This window comes from Alicyclobacillus sp. SO9 (assembly GCF_016406125.1).
GTDB lineage: Bacteria > Bacillota > Bacilli > Alicyclobacillales > Alicyclobacillaceae > SO9.
This window is the reverse complement of sequence record NZ_CP066339.1, coordinates 1,583,594-1,603,902: the sequence shown is the minus strand read 5'-3', so window position 1 is coordinate 1,603,902 and position 20,309 is coordinate 1,583,594. Positions and strand designations below refer to the sequence as shown.

Below are 20,309 nucleotides of genomic sequence, written 5' to 3'. Positions count from 1 at the left end.
TGTATTCAGTCTAGTTGCGTTTATCCCACATGGATGGAGGCAACTTTCCTACCGTACGCAGCAGCAGTTCGTATAAACTGGTCTGTTCAGCCTCTTCGGCACTGATACCAAATTGCTCCATCAAGTTCGCGAAGGTATATTCTTCCTTCCGTAGAGTTCTCATGGATTTCTGCCACTGTGCAATATGTGGTCCGTGATAATCCATGAGAAACTCCCATTTTTCGCGATCGATCTGAAGACATGCCTCCAGCATATCGGCCGTAATTTCTACGGTTGCTCCCTGCGCACCGCGTTCAAACAGCCGTTGCCGAAACACATTTTTAATCAGGGCTTCCTCAGAGAATTCCATCAAAAACGGCGGCATGACATAGCCAACAGGAAGCTTCGCCCGGGCAGCTTGCATCTGCTCTGATTTTTCCTGCTTGGCAAGCCGGATAACGTCACGAATCCGTTCTAATTCTTCCTTGTATTCCTCAGGGTTTTTCGCTTCTACGGGCAACTCAAACCCCCACGGGACATTGGCTCGCTGCCCCCCTGCAATCCGTGTGGGACGACCTACGGTGTAGGTCACCAAATGGTCGTAAACAGGTTTACCAATGCCAATGAACAAGAACAAGACGCTTTCGCCGCGGATTGGCTCATAAGAATGTCCGGCCGACACCATGCTTCTCAAAAACCTGTCCGTGTTAGCCATATCCTTGTACTTTCCCAAATACAAACTAGCCTTGAATGCGCTGGACAGCCGATTCTGGTCGGTTGCTCGCAGTGCAATCACTCGACGATGTTGCGCTACTTTCCACCCATCTTCAACATAGCAGGCATTGACAAAGTGTTCTATGTTATTTAAGTGTTCATCCACAGGAACAACATCTGATAAAAAGCGTAGTCTGGGATGGGACAAAATTGCGTCGCGGTCTAGTTCAAACAATGTATTTCCTCCTCAAGAAAACCCGTGTCAAAGTATTTCAAATGCATTTACAGTATTCACAGTGCATTCCCACAGCATCAACCTATTTCTCTATTTCCCGAGAAATCCCTTCCCCATTTGACACCTGTCGGCAGGAATCCTTATGGAGTCTGTCCACCGGAAGCCAGCTTAATGGGGGCCTGTCCACTAATCGATTGGCGGGCGGAGCTAATTTCATTGTTACACAAGTTAATGCACCTCACACGAGAATAGCACGGTTTAGAACAGGTGCTGACTTGACGAACGCACCGCTGCGGTACAGACTAGTAGTATTGTCAAAAACTCGAGGGTAAAGAGGTGCAATTGACGTACCGTATGCACCTTTTGCCCATGATATCGCAGGTGGATGTTATGAGCAGCACATCATTAGAGCATAAAACAGAGCATAAAACGAGAATTGTCGTCGGAATGTCCGGCGGCGTGGATTCTTCTGTGTCAGCACTGTTGCTTAAGGAACAAGGTTATGATGTTATCGGGGTCTTCATGAAAAACTGGGATGAGACCGATGAGTCGGGAGTCTGTACGGCCGCCGAGGACTTTGAAGACGTGGAGCGGGTTTGTACGCAAATCGGCATTCCCTACTACAGTGTGAACTTTGAACAGGAGTACGAGGAAAAGGTGTTTTCCTACTTTCTTGAAGAATACAAAAAAGGACGAACCCCAAATCCGGATGTCCTGTGTAACCGGGAAATTAAGTTCAAGGAACTGCTGGACAAAGCCATGCAGCTTGGCGCAGATTATCTTGCAACTGGGCATTATGCACAGGTCGTCAACGACCAAGGCACATACCGTCTGCTTCGAGGTGCAGACCCTGGCAAGGACCAAACCTACTTCCTGCACATGCTCGGGCAGAAAGCCCTCAGCCGTGCGATGTTTCCTATTGGCCACTTGCCGAAGAAAGAAGTGCGTGCCATTGCAGAAAGAGCTGGTCTCGCAACTGCGGCCAAAAAGGACAGCACCGGAATTTGTTTCATTGGAGAGCGGAATTTCCGTCAGTTTTTGAGTCAGTATCTCCCTGCTCAGCCAGGAGAGATACGGACGCTGACAGGAGACGTAAAAGGCCTTCATCAAGGTCTCATGTACTATACCCTCGGTCAGCGCAAGGGCCTCGGTATCGGAGGCTCTGGTACCGGAGAACCCTGGTTCGTAGTCGATAAGGACATGAAAAATAATGTTCTCTATGTAGCACAAGGACACAATCACCCAAAGCTGTATTCACAAGCGCTCATTGCCGAGGATGTGAATTTCATAGCGGAAAACAATTCTGCAGGAGAGTTTCGCTGCACTGCAAAATTTCGCTACCGCCAGGCCGATCAAGGCGTTACCGTAAGACAGCTATCGGTCCAGGACAACCGCTGGCTCGTCACATTTGACGAACCGCAACGAGCCATCACACCTGGGCAGTCCGTCGTATTTTACAGCGGTGACGAATGTATGGGGGGCGGCATTATCCAGCAGTCCATAGCAGATAAGACAGAAATTGCAGCGACTGCAATCTCGAATCGTTAACAAATGGCTTTAGATATCCATTGATACGCCGAGTTTCAGCATTTGTTCACGGTAACTCCCTGAAGACTAGTTTCCAATGTAGGATGCATACAGGTTGCGAGCTGTTTGCGGATCGTCGACACCATGGAACAGTGCACGGCCGTCCGCAAACAGCGTAATTTGAACCTCTCCCAAATCACATCTCAGCAAATTCGGATTTTGGCGAACTTCCCCGACTCGCTGCAGACGCTGTGCCACCTGGTGCAAGGTCTCTTGAGGGGCATGGAGAGAACGAACTTGAATGGTTCTGCGTCCGCACAGAGACACCGTCAGTGCGTCTGCCTTTGGCGTCAGCATCGGATACTCATGCTGTCCGCAGCAAGGACAGCTCTCCTTTTTCGCACCGAGATGAACCTGTCGAAAATCGTTTCTCCAAAGGTCAATCGTCGTAATCACCTTAGCCAACGCTTCATGGTTCCCGCTTAAGTATTTCAGCACTTCCGCAGTTTGCAGTGAAGCAATGGTCGCAACAATTGGGGCAATTACTCCAACGGTATCGCAGGTATCATGCCCTCCGCCTTGATGTGGTCCAAACAAACAGACGAGACACGGAGTTTCGTCAGGACGGAAAAAAGCAGTGGTACCATAGCTGCTGACGGCGCCTCCATAGCTCCATGGAATGCTGTGTTTGACCGACACCTCGTTAATCAGATACCGAACTTCAAAGTTGTCTGTACCATCCACAATGACATCCACATCAGACAACAATTCTTCCGCATTACGCCAGGTAAGGTCTGTGACTACCACTTCGATTTCGATGTCACTGTTAGCGAGACGAAGCTTGTCCGCGGCTGCGGCTGCCTTGGCAAGACCTTTCCTCGCATCCTCCTCATCGTAAAGAGATTGCCTCTGCAAATTGGAGGCTTCAATGATGTCTCTGTCAATCAATTTTAGGTACCCAACACCTGCACGGGCCAATTCGCCGGCAGAAACGGTTCCCAGTGCCCCCAATCCGACAATAGCAACTCTGGAACGAGACAAATTCTCCTGTCCAAGTAATCCAATTGGACGAAATAATACTTGCCTAGAGTAACGTTCTGTCAGCGACGAAGCCATGACCGTACATCCCCTGTCTCTGAAGCGGTGTTGACTCACGCAGAGTCTCATTAAAATTACTTCCGTCAATTATGAAGCTTCACGGACACAGAGTCCAGATACAGTAGGAATGACGAACGATGGCGCGACTGACGGCAGCGTATGTTCTCAATCCTCGACTGGTGCCATTCAGCTCGCTTGAAGCTGTCGCTGGAGCAGTTGTATTGCTAGCGGCAGTAAAAATCGCACAAAAGAGGCGTCCTCAGTGTCATCTTCGAGGGCGCCTCATCAGGTACAGTTCTGCCGAATTCCGGATTGGAATTCGCCTGTTTTTACTACCAGTCACATTCCACCTCCCGCTCCCAGGCATCTTCACACTGTTTGCACATGTTTCGACTCTTGTCCTCCTGAAGTTCACTACCGCAAATGCCACAATTCTGAAGGTCATGACGTTCTTCCATTTCTACCACTCCTCTCTGCTTGGATATCATTGTAGTATGAACCAAGCCCATAATTCAATATAAATTTCAGATTATTTCAATTTATTTATGACATAAGGATGAATGATTATAATATGGAGTAGGCAATAACCGATGTGTTGAGTCTGTGCTCGAAGGACGGTGACGGATGGAAACAAAGGATATCTCACTCTTTCTCGCAATTGCTCGAATCGGCTCCATTTCAAAGACAGCAGAGCAGTTGTTTATGTCTCAATCCACAGTGACTACACGTTTACAAAGACTTGAACGCAACCTTGGCTACAGCTTGTTTGAACGTACGCAAAACGGTGTACAACTGACACCGAGGGGGACACGGTTTGTATCACTGGCGGAGCAAATTGAACAAATTGAGAAACAAATGCAAAGCCCCAGGCTTGAAGAAACGCCCTTACTGCGCGTGATGTCCGGCAGAGCCTTTGTCTCGACAGATGTACCAGAGTGTCTGCACCGAATGCTGAAGCACTCTACTGTCCATCTTCAGGTACGAATGGGACTGTATGACGAAATGCGGGATGCACTCCTTGCACAGCAAGTAGATTTCTGCTTTCTGGGTGAACCCATATACCACCCGAACATTCGCTTGGTAGAATTTGCGCCCGATGCAATTGACGTCATTGTACCCGAAACTCATTACCTGGCGTACAGTTTCAATGACATCAATCAAATTCAATCGGAACCCTTTATTGCGTTTGGCAGACCCACGTCTCCATTCCGACAGCGCATCATGACACTACTGGCAAAGTCCCAAGTGTATCCGAATGTCATTATGGAACTGGACTCGTTTGACGGAGTAAAGGCCATGGTCAGCCACGGCCTGGGTGTGTCCCTGCTTCCGAGGCGCACTCTGTTTGATGCAGAGGCCAAAGGCTATAAGGTACTGTCCGTGCACGCCGCCCACAGTTCCATCTGGTCACGCCCAACATACTTGGCTTTCCCAAAAGCCATTGAAACTCAACCCCTTATTCAACAGTTTTTGCGGGTTGCAACAGAATTCTATTCACAGCTTCAGTCCTCTGGTTTTCATTAATCTGTCTGCTTTGTATTATCCGGAGACTTAAAATCGGGTGCGGCCTCAACTTGCTCCTTGTGTGTCGTACAATTACACTTTCTATGAACGATTTTGGGACAAGGGGGCACACTTTTGTGCGTGAACTGATGACAAAGGAAGAGCGACATCAACATATTCTCGATACAGCTAAACACATCTTTCAAGAAGACGGTTATGACAATGTCACCATTGCTGACGTCATTAAGAGAAGCAACGTCGCGAGAGGCACGTTTTATCTGCACTTTGATTCTTTAGAAGCGCTCTTGACCGGTTTGTTTGAAGATGCAGTTCAAAAAACCTGGGCGCGCATCGATCCGATTTTATCAAACATGGAAATTTCCTTTGAGACGTGCACGATTGAGGTCATTCATGCGGTGTTTGACATGTTTCAAGATGACCCAGCCCTGGGCGCCGTATTCTATTCAGGCGGCGGACAGGAATTTATGCAGCGTAAACAGGAGATTATGTTTAAAGAAATGGGCGGACGGTTGGTGGAAGCACTGGAACATCGACACGGCGCAAAAATTCCAAACCTGGAGTGGACTGTGACCATGCTTATTTCACTCATTGGTGATATGTCCTACTACGCCGTCGGTCAAATTGCAAAGAACCAAAGAGATGCATTTGAAGCGCATGCGATTGAATTTGTATTGGCAGGTATGCGTAAGCATCTAGAACCCCATGTGCCTGGCAGTACCCTTTAGGGTGTGGCACAGATGTTTGATGTCTCAGGTAAGGGATACAAGGTACGTCCTCACGACCCACAGCGTTTCTGTCTGTGAGTGACGTTAAATTGGAGGAATAATCATGCAAAAAATACTTGTTACTGGTGCAACAAGCGGCATTGGACTGGCTGCTGCAACACTGCTTGCTGTGGAAGGGCATCAAGTGATAGCGACCGGCCGGACAGAAGAGAAACTACGCCGAGTTGAACAAGCTGCAGACAAGGCAAACGTCACAATCCGCCGCGTGAAGCTGGACGTTTCAGATTCAGAGTCCATCTCCAATATGAAAAACGAAGTACTGGCACTCACAAACGGCTATGGTGTGGATGTTCTTGTTAACAACGCCGGCTACGCAGAAGCAGGTGCAATCGAAGAATTACCCTTAAATCGCTTGCGTAAGCAATTCGAAACGAACGTGTTTGGACTTGTTGCCGTTAGTCAAGCACTGCTTCCGCTCATGCGGCAACGCCAGAGAGGGAAAATTATCAACATCTCCTCCGTACTCGGAAAAGTATCCATTCCACTCATGGGTGCTTATACGGCCAGCAAACATGCCGTAGAAGCCATCTCAGACGCCATGCGCGTTGAATTGGCTGACGCTGGCGTGACAGTATCAGTGGTGGCACCGGGGAGTGTGGAGACAAATTTTGGTTCTACCGTATCCACATCGATTGAAGACTGGGCTGTGGAGGCATCGCCGTACAAACACAGCTACACGAAATTCCAAAACGACCGAATGGCAGATGGCGGAGCAAAACCTTTGGTCATCGCTAAGACCATCCGCGACATTGTGCAGTCTGAGCATCCCAAGGCACGGTACGCTGCGACCTATGATTCAAAATTGATGCCCGTTGCAACAACCCTTTTGCCAACAAAAGCTGTTGATAAACTCCTTAAGAAATACGTCTTGGGCCGCTAATCACCTTGGCAGTTGTGTTGAGACCAATGGTTCAAGATGAATGAATGCTTGGTACATGCGAAAAGCACGTGTGGTACAGCACGGGGCTCCCTGCACTGTACCACAACCGAATGGCATTGATTTTGATGTCGCCGTCTTCAGCCCTAGGCTTCCCTACTGGTGACGTCCCTACTGTATTTCAGCAGCAATTTTCAAGACGTTTTCGACGGTAAAGCCGTAGTTCGCAACCACCGTATCTCCAGGCGCAGACGCACCGAATCTGTCAATCCCGAGTACGCGTCCATTAAGACCCACATATTTGTACCACGGCATGGGGTGCGCCATCTCCACTGCTAGTCTGCGTGTCATCGCAGGTGGAAGAACCTGTTCCCGATATGACTTATCTTGCTCATCAAACAGTTCCATAGAGGTGACGTTTACGACGCGCACTGCTTGACCCTGTTCTGCCAGCTTTTTAGCTGCATCCAACACGAGGTTCACTTCTGAACCGCTCGCCAACAACACCAAAGGGTCTCCAGATCCCGATTCATACAGCACATATGCACCTTTGCCAAAGTCGCCTTCATGATTGGCCACTTCTTGCAATGAAGGCAATTTTTGTCGTGTTAAAGCCAAAGCAACAGGCCGGTCTCTGTGTTCAAGCGCATAACGCACCGCCTGCGCTGTCTCTGTGCCATCTGCCGGTCGGAAAACCAACAACCCCGGAATCGACCTTAACCCAGCGACCTGCTCAACCGGTTCGTGTGTGGGACCGTCTTCGCCTACTGCAATGGAATCATGTGTGAATACATACAAAGCCGGCTGTTTCATCAGTGCTGCGAGTCGAATTGACGGTCGCAGGTAGTCTGAGAACACGAGGAACGTACCTGCGTACGGTATGACACCGCCGTGCAGACAAATTCCATTCATGGCTGCTCCCATGGCGTGCTCGCGCACACCGTAGAACACATTGGCTCCTGCATAGTTCTCTGGACCAAAGTGCTCCGCATCTGCAATCAAGGTTTTGTTCGATCCCGATAAGTCAGCAGACCCTCCCAACAACGTTGGCAAGGATGGTGCAACGGCGTTGATGACCTTCCCGAACGCATCGCGCGTAGCTGTCTTATCCGTAAAGACGGGCAACTCTTCAGCCCAATTGACATTTACTCTGCCGTGCAGTGCATCCACAAACTCCTGAGCTTCCTCAGGATATTCTTTTCCATAGGCCTCAAATGCATTGTCCCACGCCTTCACTGTCTCAAGATTTCTGTCTCTTATTTCAGCAAAGTTCTTCTGGACTTCATCAGGTACAAAAAACGATTCGTGAGACCACTTATAGGTTTCTTTCGCCAGTTTCGCTTCTTCTTCACCCAGGGGACTTCCATGTGCCTTAGAGGTTCCCTGCTTGTTCGGAGCGCCGAAACCAATCGTCGTCTTGACCTCAATCAGCGTGGGTTTCTCGGTCATCTCCTTGGCCTTGACAATTGCAGCTTCAATCTCATCCAAGTCGTTGCCGTCTTCTACACGCAATACGTCCCAACCACAAGCTGTGAACCGAGCTTTGACATCTTCAGTAAAGGACCAGTCTGTGGGGCCGTCCAATGAAATATCGTTTGAGTCGTACAACACAATCAACTTACCCAATTGTAGATGCCCTGCCAGAGAGACTGCTTCGGAAGCTACGCCTTCCATCAAGTCGCCGTCACCGCACAGAGCATATGTATAATGATTAACCAGTGAGTAACTGTCCTTATTGTATTTTGCTGAGAGAAACTTTTCGGCCATGGCCATTCCTACGGAATTCGCAATACCTTGGCCCAACGGTCCTGTTGTCGCCTCAACACCCTGCGTATGTCCATATTCCGGATGACCCGGTGTTTTTGAACCCCACTGCCGAAATTGTTTCAAATCATCGAGAGACAGGTCATAACCGAACAAGTGCAAGAGGCTGTACAGCAGCATTGAACCGTGGCCTGCCGACAACACAAAGCGATCTCTGTTACTCCAATTCGAATGCTCTGGATGCTGATTCAAAAACCTTGTCCACAAAACATACGCCATAGGTGCAGAACCCATGGGCAAGCCCGGATGTCCAGAGTTCGCCTTTTCAACCGCGTCAATGGAAAGGGTCCTGATGGTATTAACGGATAGATGGTCTACCTCACTAAAACTCATAATTCCACTCCCTTGCTTCTTTCTGCAAACGGCGAATGAAAACTCCGCCCTTTGCTCTCCTTTTTAGATTACACTATCTGTTACGTATGATAACACTTCAACAGGCGTGGTACACATAGGATTCGTCGCTTTGTATCGGTATATCCATGCTTTGTTAGTAAGATTTTAATATTGGAAACCTATCCAAGCATAACTTCTGCAATCTATCTTCCAAGGTGCCTGACGAACGTCTTTTGACAGCAAAAAAGGCAGGATGAGGGGCGGGGCTCATCCTGCCATATACGTCTGCAGGCAATCTATCCGGGAGGAGGACGTACGGTGGCGGGCTTTCAATTTCCGTTTCCCGCAGACGCATTATTACTATATGCGAGATTGCTAGAGTTAACAGGGACAACAACATAGCCGAACCAAAATCGGGCAACTGTCCGCCGAAACTTCATACTCTCCCAGCCACTTTGAGGTGACAATCTAACCAAGACTTGAATTAGACATTACATTAAACGGTACATCAAACACTTACATCAGACATTGCCGTCAAACGTTGGCTTCAGGTCTTGGTCGTTGATCACGCCGTCAATAAATTCCATATTGTCCGACATCCAGTTCCACAAGCTGTTGTTAATTGAGAAAAAACCAAAGTTACCAGTTTTCGCAGCCTGGAATTTCATGTTCGCATCCCAGCCGCCATTGTTAATCTGCCCAATAAATACACCTGCATTTTCCTGCGGCGTGTTACAGTTATTTACACCAATCCACACAAAAGCTGGCATTTCATCCCCTCCCTCTTGTCTTTCTGCGTCTGACCGCACCATACTCTTTACTTATGCAGCGACACGTTCGTCCTATGGTAGTCTAGAGTTTTTATTTGATTGTCAGCAGGAAAATAACGGACAGCAAATTGAGAAACACAGTAAAAAAGGGATCGCGCCAACTCCTCTGAACGTGGCGATAATAAGTCCGCTGCTGGGGACTGCGTGCCGCTTCCGCAACCAACCCCCTCGCCTCCATGGCAACCGCAACACGCTCACTCATCCGAATTGCCTGGCTCAGCAGGGGGATGGCATAAGTGACTGGCCGCATCCATGCCCGGCCAGCATCTCGTCCGCGGAGTTGCCGCGCCTGTCTGAGTTTCACCCACTCATTTTGAAACAGCGGCACGAGTCGCAGTCCAGCAAGAACGCCATAGCTGAATTTCGGTGCCACTCTTGCATCTTGACACAAGCTCACGACCATATCTGTCATCGACGTCGTGGAAAGCAAGAAAATAGCTGCTCCAACGGCACTGAGCATTCGAAAAGCTAGTACTCCGCCGTTGTACAGACCGTGCATACTGAAATTCATCCAAAGAAAGTGGACACTACTGTCACCTGCAGGTACCCGTGAGTACGCGACAAATGTAAACAGGTAGAAAATATAGAAAATGAGAAACGGCGAGAACCTCTTCACTATTTTCCATGGATTCATGCGGCCAAACCACAACATCACCAGGATTGACAACCCAAACAGTGAGAGCGACTGGTAGAGTGTATTTGAAAACATGGCCACAAGAGCAAATAACAATACCGCACCCAGTTTCCACACAGGATTCAGCTTCCACTTGTGCTGTGTAAGCGGCTCTAAAGCGTCTCTGTGGACACTTCCCGCATAAAAGTCTTGGTCCGTATGTGTCTTGTGCCCCTGCTCGGAGCCGCCCTGCGGTTCTGCATCCGTCCTTACGTCCGCCAAGAGATGAGCTGATTGAACCAAATCTGTGTGAGACCACAGTTCACTTGGGCTTCCAAAGAACTGTTGTTCTCCACCGCTTAGCACCAACACATGACTGGCATAGCGGTTCACAAGGTCCATATCATGTGTAGTCATGATGATAGTCTTGCCGGACTGGTGCAATTCTTTCATACGCTCCATAATCACTTGTTGTGTATGTGCATCCTGCCCAAACGTGGGTTCATCCAGCAGGTACAGTTCGTGTTGCTCCCGCAGCATTGAAGCAACACTAAGACGTCTTTTTTGGCCCTGACTCAGCCCAAATGGACTATGCTCTTCATATCCTGCCAAACCAAACTGCTGCAAAAGTTCGGAAGTAGACGCGGGCAGCGGCCCTGTGACAACCTGATTGGACAATTCGTCAGCGACGCGCTCAAAAATAAACTGAAATTCCGGATTCTGAAAGCAGAAGGAGACACTCTTAGCCAAACCCGATTTTCGCCACTCTTTAAGGCTCTTTCCCAGAACAGAAAGGCTGCCTGCACTCAGGTTTTGCAGACCGGCGATGGACTGGAGTAAAGTGGACTTTCCCGCACCGTTCGGTCCGACAATTGCGGTGAACGATCCCGCCGGCACACGCACACTCAGGTCTTCCCACACCGTCTGGTCCCCATAACGCACTGTTCCGGATGCAATTTCAACGGCAGAAGCTGCAGGGCTTGGCATCGGTACGTCCATTGTGTTAAGGGCCGGCTCAGTGTTCAGGGCTAGCTCAGTGTTCTGATGTGAGAGCGTTAAAACACTTGCACCCTGTTTGGAGGAGATGAGAGGCGGCGATTTCCAAGGCGCGACCACCCCCGTATCGATCATCCATTGCCACTCTTCCTGTATGACTTGCTCTGTCGGACCAGTACGATAGATAGTGCCATCCCGCTCAAACAGAACAACTCTATCCATTACCCCCAGCAAGCGGTCAAACTTGTGCTCGATGACAACCAGTGTTTCTCCCGCTTCAGCCAAACTCTCTATTTCTTCGAACACTTTTCGTGATGCGTACGGATCGAGATTGGCCGTCGGTTCATCAAATATTAAAAGCTTTGATTTCATGGCCAGCGCAGATGCAATTGCAAGTTTCTGCTTCATTCCGCCAGAGAAGTTTGCATGCTGTGACACCTTTGGGGTCTTGAGTCCAACTCTATGCAACGCCTCTTCGATGCGTGCCCCCATCTGATGAGGACTGACCTGCAGATTCTCCAACCCGAAGGCAATCTCATCATCAACCTGGATCATGCAAAACTGCGAGTCGGGGTCTTGAAATACATAGCCAACCCCGCCAGGCCCTGCAATCGTCGCATCTAGGTTGACCTCCCCCGTGACTTCAGCTTCAATGCTTCCAGGGATTAATCCAGCGCACACCATTGCCAGTGTACTTTTGCCGCAGCCACTGGGTCCGAGAAACAGTACAGACTCTCCTTCGCGCAGTTCAAAATCGATGTTGGAAAGTACACTGTGCGCAGTATCTTCATACGTGACACTGAGTTGGTGAAGCTGAATCAAAGGCTGGTGCGAATCCACATCCTGCGAATTCATAAATTCATCTATATTTTTCATGAAGAACCCCTACAATCTCGATTGACGCCCAATTGGAAAGTTTCTCAGTACACCGGCTTTGTTTAGGCTGTCACCAACCCATTTCGGAAACAAGCCCGCAACAATGGCACCGCTGAGAATGGTTGTGACGCTGTAGCCAATAACGGATCCAACAGCCACCTTGTCTCCTCCGTATTGAAACCACCACTGAAGAATATTGCCGACGCCACCGATGCTGCCAGCCAGAATTGCCGACCAAACATTCCATTTGCGGTAGCCAGTCAGCATGAATCCGACTTCTGCTCCGCCGCCTTGAACAAGTCCGGATATAATCGCGCTCGCTCCATACGGACTCCCAAGCGCGAATTCGACCACCGCACTTAGCAGCCCTCCCAGAAACGCTGCGCCAGGACGGCGCAAAATGTATCCCGTTAAAGCCGCCGCGATCCACCATACACCATTGAAAATCCCCTGGCCCGTTGGCCCAAGTGCCCCAAGAAACAAGTTTGTAAGGTAATCCCAGCCCATGTAAACGGCTCCGCCGATAACCGCAATAATCGCAGTTACCACAATGTCCCTCAACTTCCAATCGACCCATCCTTTGCTGCTCGTCTGCACACTTCCATTTTCCATCTATGATTCCTCCCATTAAAAAAACTCTTTACGCAGGCGCATAAAGAGTCTCGATCGAACAAGTTCGACGGCACTTCCTCCCGCTGGTATTATCCAGATCGAGTTCTGAAAGGGTTAGCATTCTCTGCTTCTCAGCCCTGCGGGCACCCCTAGCGCCTTGCTATTAGATTTATAGTTAGTGTAGCACCGCCTCCACGCGGATTCAAGAGTGGGAATCTAAGTGATAGAGAGCAGCGGGATCGCCAGCGGGATCGCCAGCGGGATCGCCATAGAAATAGAGATCTGAGAGGTGCTTATTCGCTGAAATGAACCCCAACCGGAGCAAATAAACCCTTCAGACGAGCTTATTTGCTGTTCAGAGCCCATTTTCTATGGTTTGTGAGCCCTTAAGCACTTTTCAGCCGCTTATTCGGGATGAGGAGATAGGCAGATGCCAGATAAGCACCTGAGGGATCTCTATTCCAATCGCACCGGGTCGGTTCGTTACTCTACCTGATCTCGCTTCTGCTCCATTGCGCAATGCCACAACCTCCATCGGCATCCAATTTGAAGTTATCCCTTGTTATATCGAAACTTTCGTATACGGTGATTGTACCATTCGCTTAAGATGCTAGTAGGAGACCTGTTAGTAGGAGACCTGTGAGTAAGCGACGTGTTAGTAGGAGACATGCCAGCAAGCGACCTGCTAGTCGGGCGCCTGTTAGTAGCAAAGATGTTGGGAGGGATACGATTGCTTATCGCTTTTATCCATGGATTCGTATTGTCGCTCGGACTTATTCTACCGATTGGAATGCAAAATGGATTTATCCTTACACAGGGGGCCCTCCACAGGCGCTGGTCCAGTTCACTCCCAGCAGTTGTTACTGCATCAATCTGTGATACACTGCTCATCGGGTTGGCAGTCCTCGGTGTTTCAACGGTAGCCCTTCATATCACATGGCTCCGGTATACATTTGGTGCAATAGGCATCGTATTTTTGCTCTACATGGGATGGTCCACCTGGAGGAAAGAGGCGGAACCGCAAAACGGAAAGATGCCTTCGACGGCCTGGACGGCGAAAAGACAAATTGGATTTACTTCATCCGTGTCACTGTTAAATCCCCACGCACTTATCGATACACTTGCGGTGATTGGCGGCAGTGCGGTGATGTACACCACGTGGCAAAATCGAATTGCGTTTGGTGTCGCCAGCGCCGCCGTATCGTGGTTGTGGTTCTTTGGATTGTCAATTGCGAGTCATGCGGTAGGAAAAGTGGTATTGAAAAGTTCTTCGTTCGGAGTTTTGAATCGCATATCTGCCACAATGATGTGGTTATCAGCAGTATACTTAGGATATGTCGTTTATTCTTTTAAGTAGGAAAGCTGGGTTATCCAACCAGAAGGCAGAAGAATGAGGAGAATTTAGTAAAGGAGTTTGATGTTGCAGAAGCTAAAAAAACGCTATTTTGTTCCAAGTCTTGTGATTGCCCTCATCTTTTTAGGATGTGGCGTCTACGTGAATTTCTTTGCAAGTTCAATTACTACCGATGGACCCCTTGCGATGGCTGCAGGAGGAATGTCCAAAGCAAATGGTTGGACCGAATGCGTCATGGGTAAACCTGACCAAATAATGTACTTCGGCTCCGATCCGTTTCCCATAAACAACAAACACACTCGCAACATGTCCGTGATTGTTACCTCTGTCAAGCCAGCCGCGTTGCCCCACGGTCTGAAACAAATTGGAATGGGCACTATGAAGGGTGGACCAGAATTTCTGGGAGGGTCTCTCAAGTGGGTCGAGAACCATTCATCGTACCCGATTCAGTCATTACCCATAACACTGCCACTGAATAAGATATTCTATCAACCTGTGATTACCGTAGAAGCATCGAGCCCAGGGCTCTATACGATTCCCGGGTTGGTTGTAAAATACACCAGTCAGGGCCAGACTTACACAGATTATTTTAGAGGTGATTTTCAACTAGCAGTAAATACGACTTGTCCAAACAATTTGCCAACACCACCTAAAAGGGCGCCGGGGATGCCGCCGCAATGGCTTGCTTGGATGAAGGTTCCGAGATGAATGAACTTGCCCAAAACCGCTGATTCAAAGTACCATGCAAACGAGTTTCTCCGTCATCCCGTTTGTTCATGATCCCGTTGCCCCCTATCTCCCGCGCTCCCTTCTGCCGCCTCCCACATTAGGGATCTTTGCGATCACTAACTGCCTCACGCCAATCCAGATAGCCTGCGACGGCAGCGGGATCAACAAGATTTAACAAAACATAAGCGGAATGTATTAACATAACATACTGTTACATCCAATTCGATGCGCAGCGGGTCGGTGCAGGCTCTCAGCGGGGCTCGCGCCTTTGTAGCGCCAGTTGGTTAAGGATCCTTTTGCTCCCTATCCCAACCCTCGTCACAGAATAGGGATCGATTCGATCCCTATCCCCAGTAGCCGTCCAGAATAGGGATCCCGTTGCTCCCTATCAACTACGCCCCACTCTGCCGCCTCCCACATTAGGGAGCTTTGCGATCACAATCGGATTGGGCCAACGCCCGTTAAGGAGCTTTGCGATCACTAACTGCCTCACGCCAATCCAGATAGCCTGCGACGGCAGCGGGATCAACAAGATTTAACAAAACACAAGCGGCGTTGCTTACCATTAAATACTGGTGCATCCAGTTGGATGCGCAGCGGAGCCGGTGCAGGCTCTCAGCGGGGCTCCGTTCTTCGCAGCGCCAGTTGGTTAAGGATCCTTTTGCTCCCTATCCCAACCCTCGTCACAGAATAGTGATCGATTCGATCCCTATCCCCAGTAGCCGTCCAGAATAGGGATCCCGTTGCTCCCTATCAACTACGCCCCACTCTGCCGCCTCCCACATTAGGGAGCTTTGCGATCACTAATATCCCGGGCACGGAGCATTAAGGATCTTTGCGATCACAATCGAATTGGGCCAACACCCGTTAGGGAGCTTTGCGATCACTAACTGCCTCACGCCAATCCAGACAGCCTGCGACGGCAGCGGGATCAACAAGATTTAACCAAACACAATCGGAATCTATTAACATTAAATACTGTTTAATCCAGTTGGATGCGCAGCGGAGCCGGTGCAGGCTCTCAGCGGGGCTCGGGCCTTTGTAGTGCCAGTTGGTTAAGGATCCTTTTGATCCCTATCCCCAGTAGCCGTCCAGAATAGGGAGCCCGTTGCTCCCTATCAACTACGCCCCACTCTGCCGCCTCCCACATTAGGGAGCTTTGCGATCACTAATGTCCCGGGCACGGAGCATTAGGGAGCTTTGCGATCACAATCGAATTGGGCCAACACCCGTTAGGGATCATTGCGATCACTAACTGCCTCACGCCAATACTGGCAGCCAGTGAGGGGAGCGGGATCAAGAAGATTTAACCAAACACAAGCGGAATGTATTAACATTACATACTGTTACATCCAATTCGATGCGCAGTGGAGCCGGTGCAGGCTCTCAGCGGGGCTCCGTTCTTCACAGCGCCAATTGGTTAAGGATCCTTTTGCTCCCTATCCCAACGCTCGGCAAAGAATAGTGATCGATTCGATCCCTATCCCCAGTAGCCGTCCAGAATAGGGATCCCGTTGCTCCCTATCACCTACGCCCCACTCTGCCGCCTCCCACATTAGGGAGCTTTGCGATCACTAATATCCCGGGCACGGAGCATTAAGGATCTTTGCGATCACAATCGGATTGGGCCAACGCCCGTTAAGGATCATTGCGATCACTAACTGCCTCACGCCAGTCCAGGCAGCGTCTCATTCCACTCTCGGAGCGAGCCGGCAGCACCGTCCAGACCGCATTAGATACGCAATTTGAATATAAAAAGGAACCCGCCTAATTGCGAATTGACTCCGCGGCAGGTTCCGTTTGTATATGGCAGCATACTATTTGACCGGAGCACCTATGCAAAAAATCCGTAGCAAAGCATACTCCTGCTGCTATATTCTGCTAATGCTTTGTTGAGTTTTTAGTGTTGGACGAAGTTTGGCATTTCCTCGACGCCAGTCATTCGCGCATAAACAAACATTTGACCTTTATGATGCACTTCGTGGTCTTTCATTGCTGACAGCCACACCGATGCGGGTGTCCCATCCGGAAGGATATGTTCCGAGGTTACGGGCCCGTCAAACTCTTCATCTGTCATACTTTTGATGGTCGCGTAGCCGCTGTCAGTGCTGTCTTTCAGAAACTGACGCAGTTCTGCCATGCTTGTGACTACCGGTTGACCCTCAGGACGTGAGAATTGACCCGTTTTCGCGGTGTTGATAAAGAGTGCACCGGCTCCAGCAATATGTTGTGCTAATTCACCTAAAGTCATAGCCTTTGACCAAGGACGAAAGTCAAAATTTTTGTCGTCTACTCTATCAAGAATGTCTAGAAGAACAGATCGATGCATCATCCATTGATTTGCAAATTGCTCAGCTTTACTCAATGATACGCCTCCTTCAGAAATTAAGAGATGTTCCAGCATACATGGTTAATACAAATGAAACGCACGAAATCATGCTGGACAAATGACTAACCTAAAAACAGTTACTCTAATTTAATCTTGCACCTAACGGCATGCAAAGGTCAAGCATCACCTGAGCAGTCTTTCGATTCGTGGATGAGTGACTTGTGTGCGATTGCATGTCCTTCGTTGGGATTTGTGTCCTTCTTGACTCCGACTCTGATGCTTGCTAGCAGATCCCTTTTATTCTTATGTTTCTGCTGCTTGTTTTACCTGTGCTTCTGGCTCTATCCTAGCAAAATCATGTTTCTTCTGCTTCTTTTTCCACGCTTGTTTCTTCTGTTTCCTGTTTCACTTCTGTTTCCTGTTTCACTTCTGTTTCCTGTTTCACTTCTGTTTCCTGTTTCACTTCTGTTTCCTGTTTCACTTCTGCTTTCGCTTGAACCTGCGCATTGGCTGTTTTCTGCCCTTGCGGCTTGTCCGTTTCCTGGACCGGCGGCCTTGCAGTGACGGCGCTGCCAATAAAGCTGATAATAAAACCGATAATGGCCAGCATGAATACACTTGTCACAAGGCCGGCAATGTGTGTCGATGCTTGATTTGCGAGTTGGACTCCTTGCTGGAGTTTTGCAGCACCCAAATGTGGAAACCTTGATTGGAGTTCCTTTGTAGTCACGTGGATGAAGAATGGGGCAACACCAACAAATACGCCAAACACAGAGCCTAGCGCTGCTCCGGCTGCCATTGGATTACCGCGCTCCTGACGAGCTTTACGACCGACCATGAAGGTGGCGACGCCAGCCAAAATATATAACACAACAGACGTATTGTGAAGCGCCCCCGGAACCCCTTGCAAAACAAGTTCACTGAGGAACTCCAACGCTCCCAAAATAATAACAATCCATAAGTAAAAAGACATAGTTCGTTTCACAACAGTGCCTCCAGTAGTTTGCCACCTTGATTTCCTGAACTCAATTTCCTAAACTCTGATTTCCTACACCTTGTTTTCCTAAATTTACTTCTGTAAGTTTAATAACTTTCCTTCATACTCTGCGTCCTGATAATACCACGTTCGCAGCAATTGGGCAGTAGGTGAATTTGAACAGTCGTTGTCTCTATGTTGCACAAACACCCACACAGCATTTCAGTACCTTGCATTAATCAGTACTGAGTGATATCTTATAGCTGAATACATGGAATAACGTACCAGTGCATGAGGTGATTACAATCAACATTCAATTTAAAAAGGGTGTCCTGGAACTCTGTGTGCTTGTCGTCACGTCAAACCAAGACCGTTACGGTTACGAGCTTGTGCATACGATTTCAGACAGTCTTTTCATTGCAGAAGGTACCGTATATCCATTGCTGAGACGTCTTACGAAGGACGGGTATTTCACGACCTATCTTAAGGAGTCAACGGAAGGACCGCCTCGAAAATACTATCATCTAACAGATGATGGAAAAAGATACATGCAGCAGTTAGTGACAGATTGGGCTGAGTTTGCGGCAGCTGTAGACAACATCATCAAGGGGGAAAACGTAGATGGGTAAGGATGAGTTTCTCCGGCGTCTCGACAGTCTATTGCAAAGAATCCCGGAGCGCGATCGACGGGACATGCTTTACGACTACGAGGAGCACATTCGAGTTGCAATGGAGAAAGGAGTCAGTGAAGAAGAGGCAGTCCGTGGACTCGGTTCACCGCGATCGATTGCAAAAGAATTAATGGCAGATTATTACGTTCAGCAAGCAGACGAAACGGCCAGTGTCACAAATGTGACCAGAGCTGTGCTTGCAACCATCAGCCTTGGCTTTTTCAATTTGGTTTTCGTTTCAGGGCCTTTTTTTGCCGCGGTTGGAATCTTAATTGCGTTTTTTGCAGTTTCAATCAGTTTCATTCTGCTGCCGATAAAGATTATTTTCGGAATTACGTTTCTCCACCTCATTCTCCCTTTTGGACTTTTTTCCTCTGTGTCGACAACTGTGTCCGTCTTTACCCTGCTGCTGCTCGAAGGTCTAGGCCTGGTTTTTCTGGCAGGCACTATTCTCTTGGCAAAGTGGTTCGGAATACTGTTTGTGACGTATCTAAAGTTCAATCTTCGAGTGATTAAAGGAGGAAACTAAAATGTTAAAGCAAATTGCCATTGCAGGTGCTGCTCTCATCGCAATTGGCGGCCTCGGACTTGGCGTCATGGCGGCAACGGGACATACTTCCGGCTTTTCCTTTTCCATCAATGATAGTTCCGGCTTGTCTATTATCGGACACAACTTGAGTGGACATTCGGTTCAGAAGCAACAGACGGTAGATGCAGGGAATGCCAAATCCGTTACCGTGGATGCCAGTATAGCTGCCATCCGCCTCTATCCCGCCAATACCCAAAAGGCGACTGTAACCCTAAGCGGATCCACGACGATACCTGACAGCGAACTACAACTAACATCCAAACTCACAGGGCAGACTTTGCAGATTAGACTGAAGGAACCAAACACGTCAGGCATTGGCCAAAACATCAATCTTAAACTGGATGTCTCCGTACCTCAACACCTGTATGACAATCTGGATGTGCACGCAAACGTTGGCAGCATATCGATAGAGAAAGTAAATTCAAAGCAGATGACGGTGCACGTAAGCACGGGGAAAATAGATGTAAAAAACCTGCACTCTGCGGTAACAGCGACTTCCAACGTCGGTAAAGTCGCTGTGACGAATGTTACGGGTCCGCTGCACTTGACCGCCAACACAGGTGCGGTCAATGTACAGGAAAAAACCTTAACAGACAACATTGATGCCAGTACGAATACTGGAGCAGTTTCCATCAGCAGTGATAAGGACCCCAAGAACCTCTCCTTTGACCTGAGCACATCTCTCGGCGCTGTCAACGTCGGACTGCCTGGGGTCAATTATGCAGAGCAGAGCAAACGCCATCTGCAAGGAACCATCGGACAAGGCGGGCCGACCATTCATGCTTCGTCAGATTTAGGCAGTGTAAGCTTAGAATAACAGGCAGACAGAACTCTCATA

General features: G+C 48.9%; 17 protein-coding genes and 1 riboswitch. Of the genes, 9 read left to right on the top strand and 8 right to left on the bottom strand.

Annotated elements, in window-relative coordinates:
- Positions 1-10 precede the first annotated feature (10 nt).
- The gene (locus GI364_RS07195; protein WP_198852957.1) at positions 11-928 is read right to left on the bottom strand and encodes a hypothetical protein; all 918 of its coding nucleotides are present in this window, start codon (positions 926-928) and stop codon (positions 11-13) included.
- 390 nt (positions 929-1,318) lie between these two features.
- On the opposite strand from GI364_RS07195, the gene mnmA reads away from it, so the two are divergent.
- On the top strand, positions 1,319-2,476 hold the full coding sequence (gene mnmA, locus GI364_RS07190; protein ID WP_198852956.1) for a tRNA 2-thiouridine(34) synthase MnmA: 1,158 nt from the start codon (positions 1,319-1,321) through the stop codon (positions 2,474-2,476).
- Positions 2,477-2,542: 66 nt separating this feature from the next.
- On the opposite strand, the gene GI364_RS07185 is transcribed toward mnmA, so the two are convergent.
- Positions 2,543-3,571 (bottom strand): ThiF family adenylyltransferase, encoded by a 1,029-nt coding sequence (locus GI364_RS07185; RefSeq protein WP_198852955.1) that lies wholly within the window; start codon positions 3,569-3,571, stop codon positions 2,543-2,545.
- A gap of 606 nt (positions 3,572-4,177) precedes the next feature.
- Between GI364_RS07185 and GI364_RS07180 the strand changes: the two genes are divergently transcribed.
- The 3 genes from GI364_RS07180 (at position 4,178) to GI364_RS07170 (ending at position 6,742) form a co-directional block, all read left to right on the top strand.
- Positions 4,178-5,077: a LysR family transcriptional regulator gene (locus GI364_RS07180; RefSeq protein WP_198852954.1), complete on the top strand. Its 900-nt coding sequence runs from the start codon at positions 4,178-4,180 to the stop codon at positions 5,075-5,077.
- 116 nt (positions 5,078-5,193) lie between these two features.
- Positions 5,194-5,802, top strand: a complete 609-nt coding sequence (locus GI364_RS07175; protein WP_198852953.1) for a TetR/AcrR family transcriptional regulator — start codon at positions 5,194-5,196, stop codon at positions 5,800-5,802.
- A gap of 103 nt (positions 5,803-5,905) precedes the next feature.
- Positions 5,906-6,742 carry an SDR family oxidoreductase gene (locus GI364_RS07170; RefSeq protein ID WP_198852952.1) on the top strand — a complete coding sequence of 279 codons (837 nt, stop codon included), beginning with the start codon at positions 5,906-5,908 and terminating at the stop codon, positions 6,740-6,742.
- Between the two features lie 168 nt (positions 6,743-6,910).
- Here GI364_RS07170 and tkt read toward each other — a convergent pair whose 3' ends face one another.
- From tkt to GI364_RS07150, 4 genes are all read right to left on the bottom strand, one after another.
- Positions 6,911-8,896: a transketolase gene (gene tkt, locus GI364_RS07165; RefSeq protein ID WP_198852951.1), complete on the bottom strand. Its 1,986-nt coding sequence runs from the start codon at positions 8,894-8,896 to the stop codon at positions 6,911-6,913.
- Between the two features lie 521 nt (positions 8,897-9,417).
- On the bottom strand, positions 9,418-9,666 hold the full coding sequence (locus tag GI364_RS07160; protein WP_198852950.1) for a hypothetical protein: 249 nt from the start codon (positions 9,664-9,666) through the stop codon (positions 9,418-9,420).
- A 91-nt stretch (positions 9,667-9,757) separates the two neighbouring features.
- The gene (locus GI364_RS07155) at positions 9,758-12,211 is read right to left on the bottom strand and encodes an ATP-binding cassette domain-containing protein (RefSeq protein WP_198852949.1); all 2,454 of its coding nucleotides are present in this window, start codon (positions 12,209-12,211) and stop codon (positions 9,758-9,760) included.
- 9 nt (positions 12,212-12,220) lie between these two features.
- Positions 12,221-12,823, bottom strand: a complete 603-nt coding sequence (locus GI364_RS07150) for an ECF transporter S component (protein WP_198852948.1) — start codon at positions 12,821-12,823, stop codon at positions 12,221-12,223.
- A 58-nt stretch (positions 12,824-12,881) separates the two neighbouring features.
- Positions 12,882-12,984: riboswitch (TPP riboswitch) on the bottom strand.
- 569 nt (positions 12,985-13,553) lie between these two features.
- Between GI364_RS07150 and GI364_RS07145 the strand changes: the two genes are divergently transcribed.
- Together GI364_RS07145 and GI364_RS07140 are read left to right on the top strand one after the other, a co-directional pair.
- Positions 13,554-14,180, top strand: a complete 627-nt coding sequence (locus tag GI364_RS07145; RefSeq protein WP_198852947.1) for a LysE/ArgO family amino acid transporter — start codon at positions 13,554-13,556, stop codon at positions 14,178-14,180.
- Positions 14,181-14,240: 60 nt separating this feature from the next.
- Positions 14,241-14,885, top strand: a complete 645-nt coding sequence (locus GI364_RS07140) for a hypothetical protein (protein ID WP_233096046.1) — start codon at positions 14,241-14,243, stop codon at positions 14,883-14,885.
- Between the two features lie 1,921 nt (positions 14,886-16,806).
- Here the strand turns inward: GI364_RS07140 and GI364_RS07135 are convergent.
- Positions 16,807-17,271 carry a DinB family protein gene (locus GI364_RS07135; protein ID WP_198852945.1) on the bottom strand — a complete coding sequence of 155 codons (465 nt, stop codon included), beginning with the start codon at positions 17,269-17,271 and terminating at the stop codon, positions 16,807-16,809.
- A 319-nt stretch (positions 17,272-17,590) separates the two neighbouring features.
- Positions 17,591-18,220 carry a hypothetical protein gene (locus GI364_RS07130; protein WP_198852944.1) on the bottom strand — a complete coding sequence of 210 codons (630 nt, stop codon included), beginning with the start codon at positions 18,218-18,220 and terminating at the stop codon, positions 17,591-17,593.
- A gap of 296 nt (positions 18,221-18,516) precedes the next feature.
- On the opposite strand from GI364_RS07130, the gene GI364_RS07125 reads away from it, so the two are divergent.
- From GI364_RS07125 to GI364_RS07115, 3 genes are read left to right on the top strand one after another with little or no spacing between them, the layout of a single operon-like run.
- Positions 18,517-18,840: a PadR family transcriptional regulator gene (locus GI364_RS07125; RefSeq protein WP_198853888.1), complete on the top strand. Its 324-nt coding sequence runs from the start codon at positions 18,517-18,519 to the stop codon at positions 18,838-18,840.
- On the top strand, positions 18,833-19,411 hold the full coding sequence (locus tag GI364_RS07120; RefSeq protein ID WP_198852943.1) for an HAAS signaling domain-containing protein: 579 nt from the start codon (positions 18,833-18,835) through the stop codon (positions 19,409-19,411). The genes GI364_RS07125 and GI364_RS07120 overlap by 8 nt, the downstream gene beginning before the upstream one ends.
- 1 nt (position 19,412) lies before the next feature.
- Positions 19,413-20,288 carry a DUF4097 family beta strand repeat-containing protein gene (locus GI364_RS07115; RefSeq protein ID WP_198852942.1) on the top strand — a complete coding sequence of 292 codons (876 nt, stop codon included), beginning with the start codon at positions 19,413-19,415 and terminating at the stop codon, positions 20,286-20,288.
- Positions 20,289-20,309 lie beyond the last annotated feature (21 nt).

Coding starts and splice junctions, on each gene's coding strand:
- mnmA (WP_198852956.1), top strand. CDS start 1,319: ATGAGCAGCACATCATTAGAGCATAAAACAGAGCATAAAACGAGAATT.
- GI364_RS07185 (WP_198852955.1), bottom strand. CDS start 3,571: ATGGCTTCGTCGCTGACAGAACGTTACTCTAGGCAAGTATTATTTCGT.
- GI364_RS07180 (WP_198852954.1), top strand. CDS start 4,178: ATGGAAACAAAGGATATCTCACTCTTTCTCGCAATTGCTCGAATCGGC.
- GI364_RS07170 (WP_198852952.1), top strand. CDS start 5,906: ATGCAAAAAATACTTGTTACTGGTGCAACAAGCGGCATTGGACTGGCT.
- tkt (WP_198852951.1), bottom strand. CDS start 8,896: ATGAGTTTTAGTGAGGTAGACCATCTATCCGTTAATACCATCAGGACC.
- GI364_RS07160 (WP_198852950.1), bottom strand. CDS start 9,666: ATGCCAGCTTTTGTGTGGATTGGTGTAAATAACTGTAACACGCCGCAG.
- GI364_RS07155 (WP_198852949.1), bottom strand. CDS start 12,211: ATGAAAAATATAGATGAATTTATGAATTCGCAGGATGTGGATTCGCAC.
- GI364_RS07150 (WP_198852948.1), bottom strand. CDS start 12,823: ATGGAAAATGGAAGTGTGCAGACGAGCAGCAAAGGATGGGTCGATTGG.
- GI364_RS07140 (WP_233096046.1), top strand. CDS start 14,241: ATGTTGCAGAAGCTAAAAAAACGCTATTTTGTTCCAAGTCTTGTGATT.
- GI364_RS07120 (WP_198852943.1), top strand. CDS start 18,833: ATGGGTAAGGATGAGTTTCTCCGGCGTCTCGACAGTCTATTGCAAAGA.
- GI364_RS07115 (WP_198852942.1), top strand. CDS start 19,413: ATGTTAAAGCAAATTGCCATTGCAGGTGCTGCTCTCATCGCAATTGGC.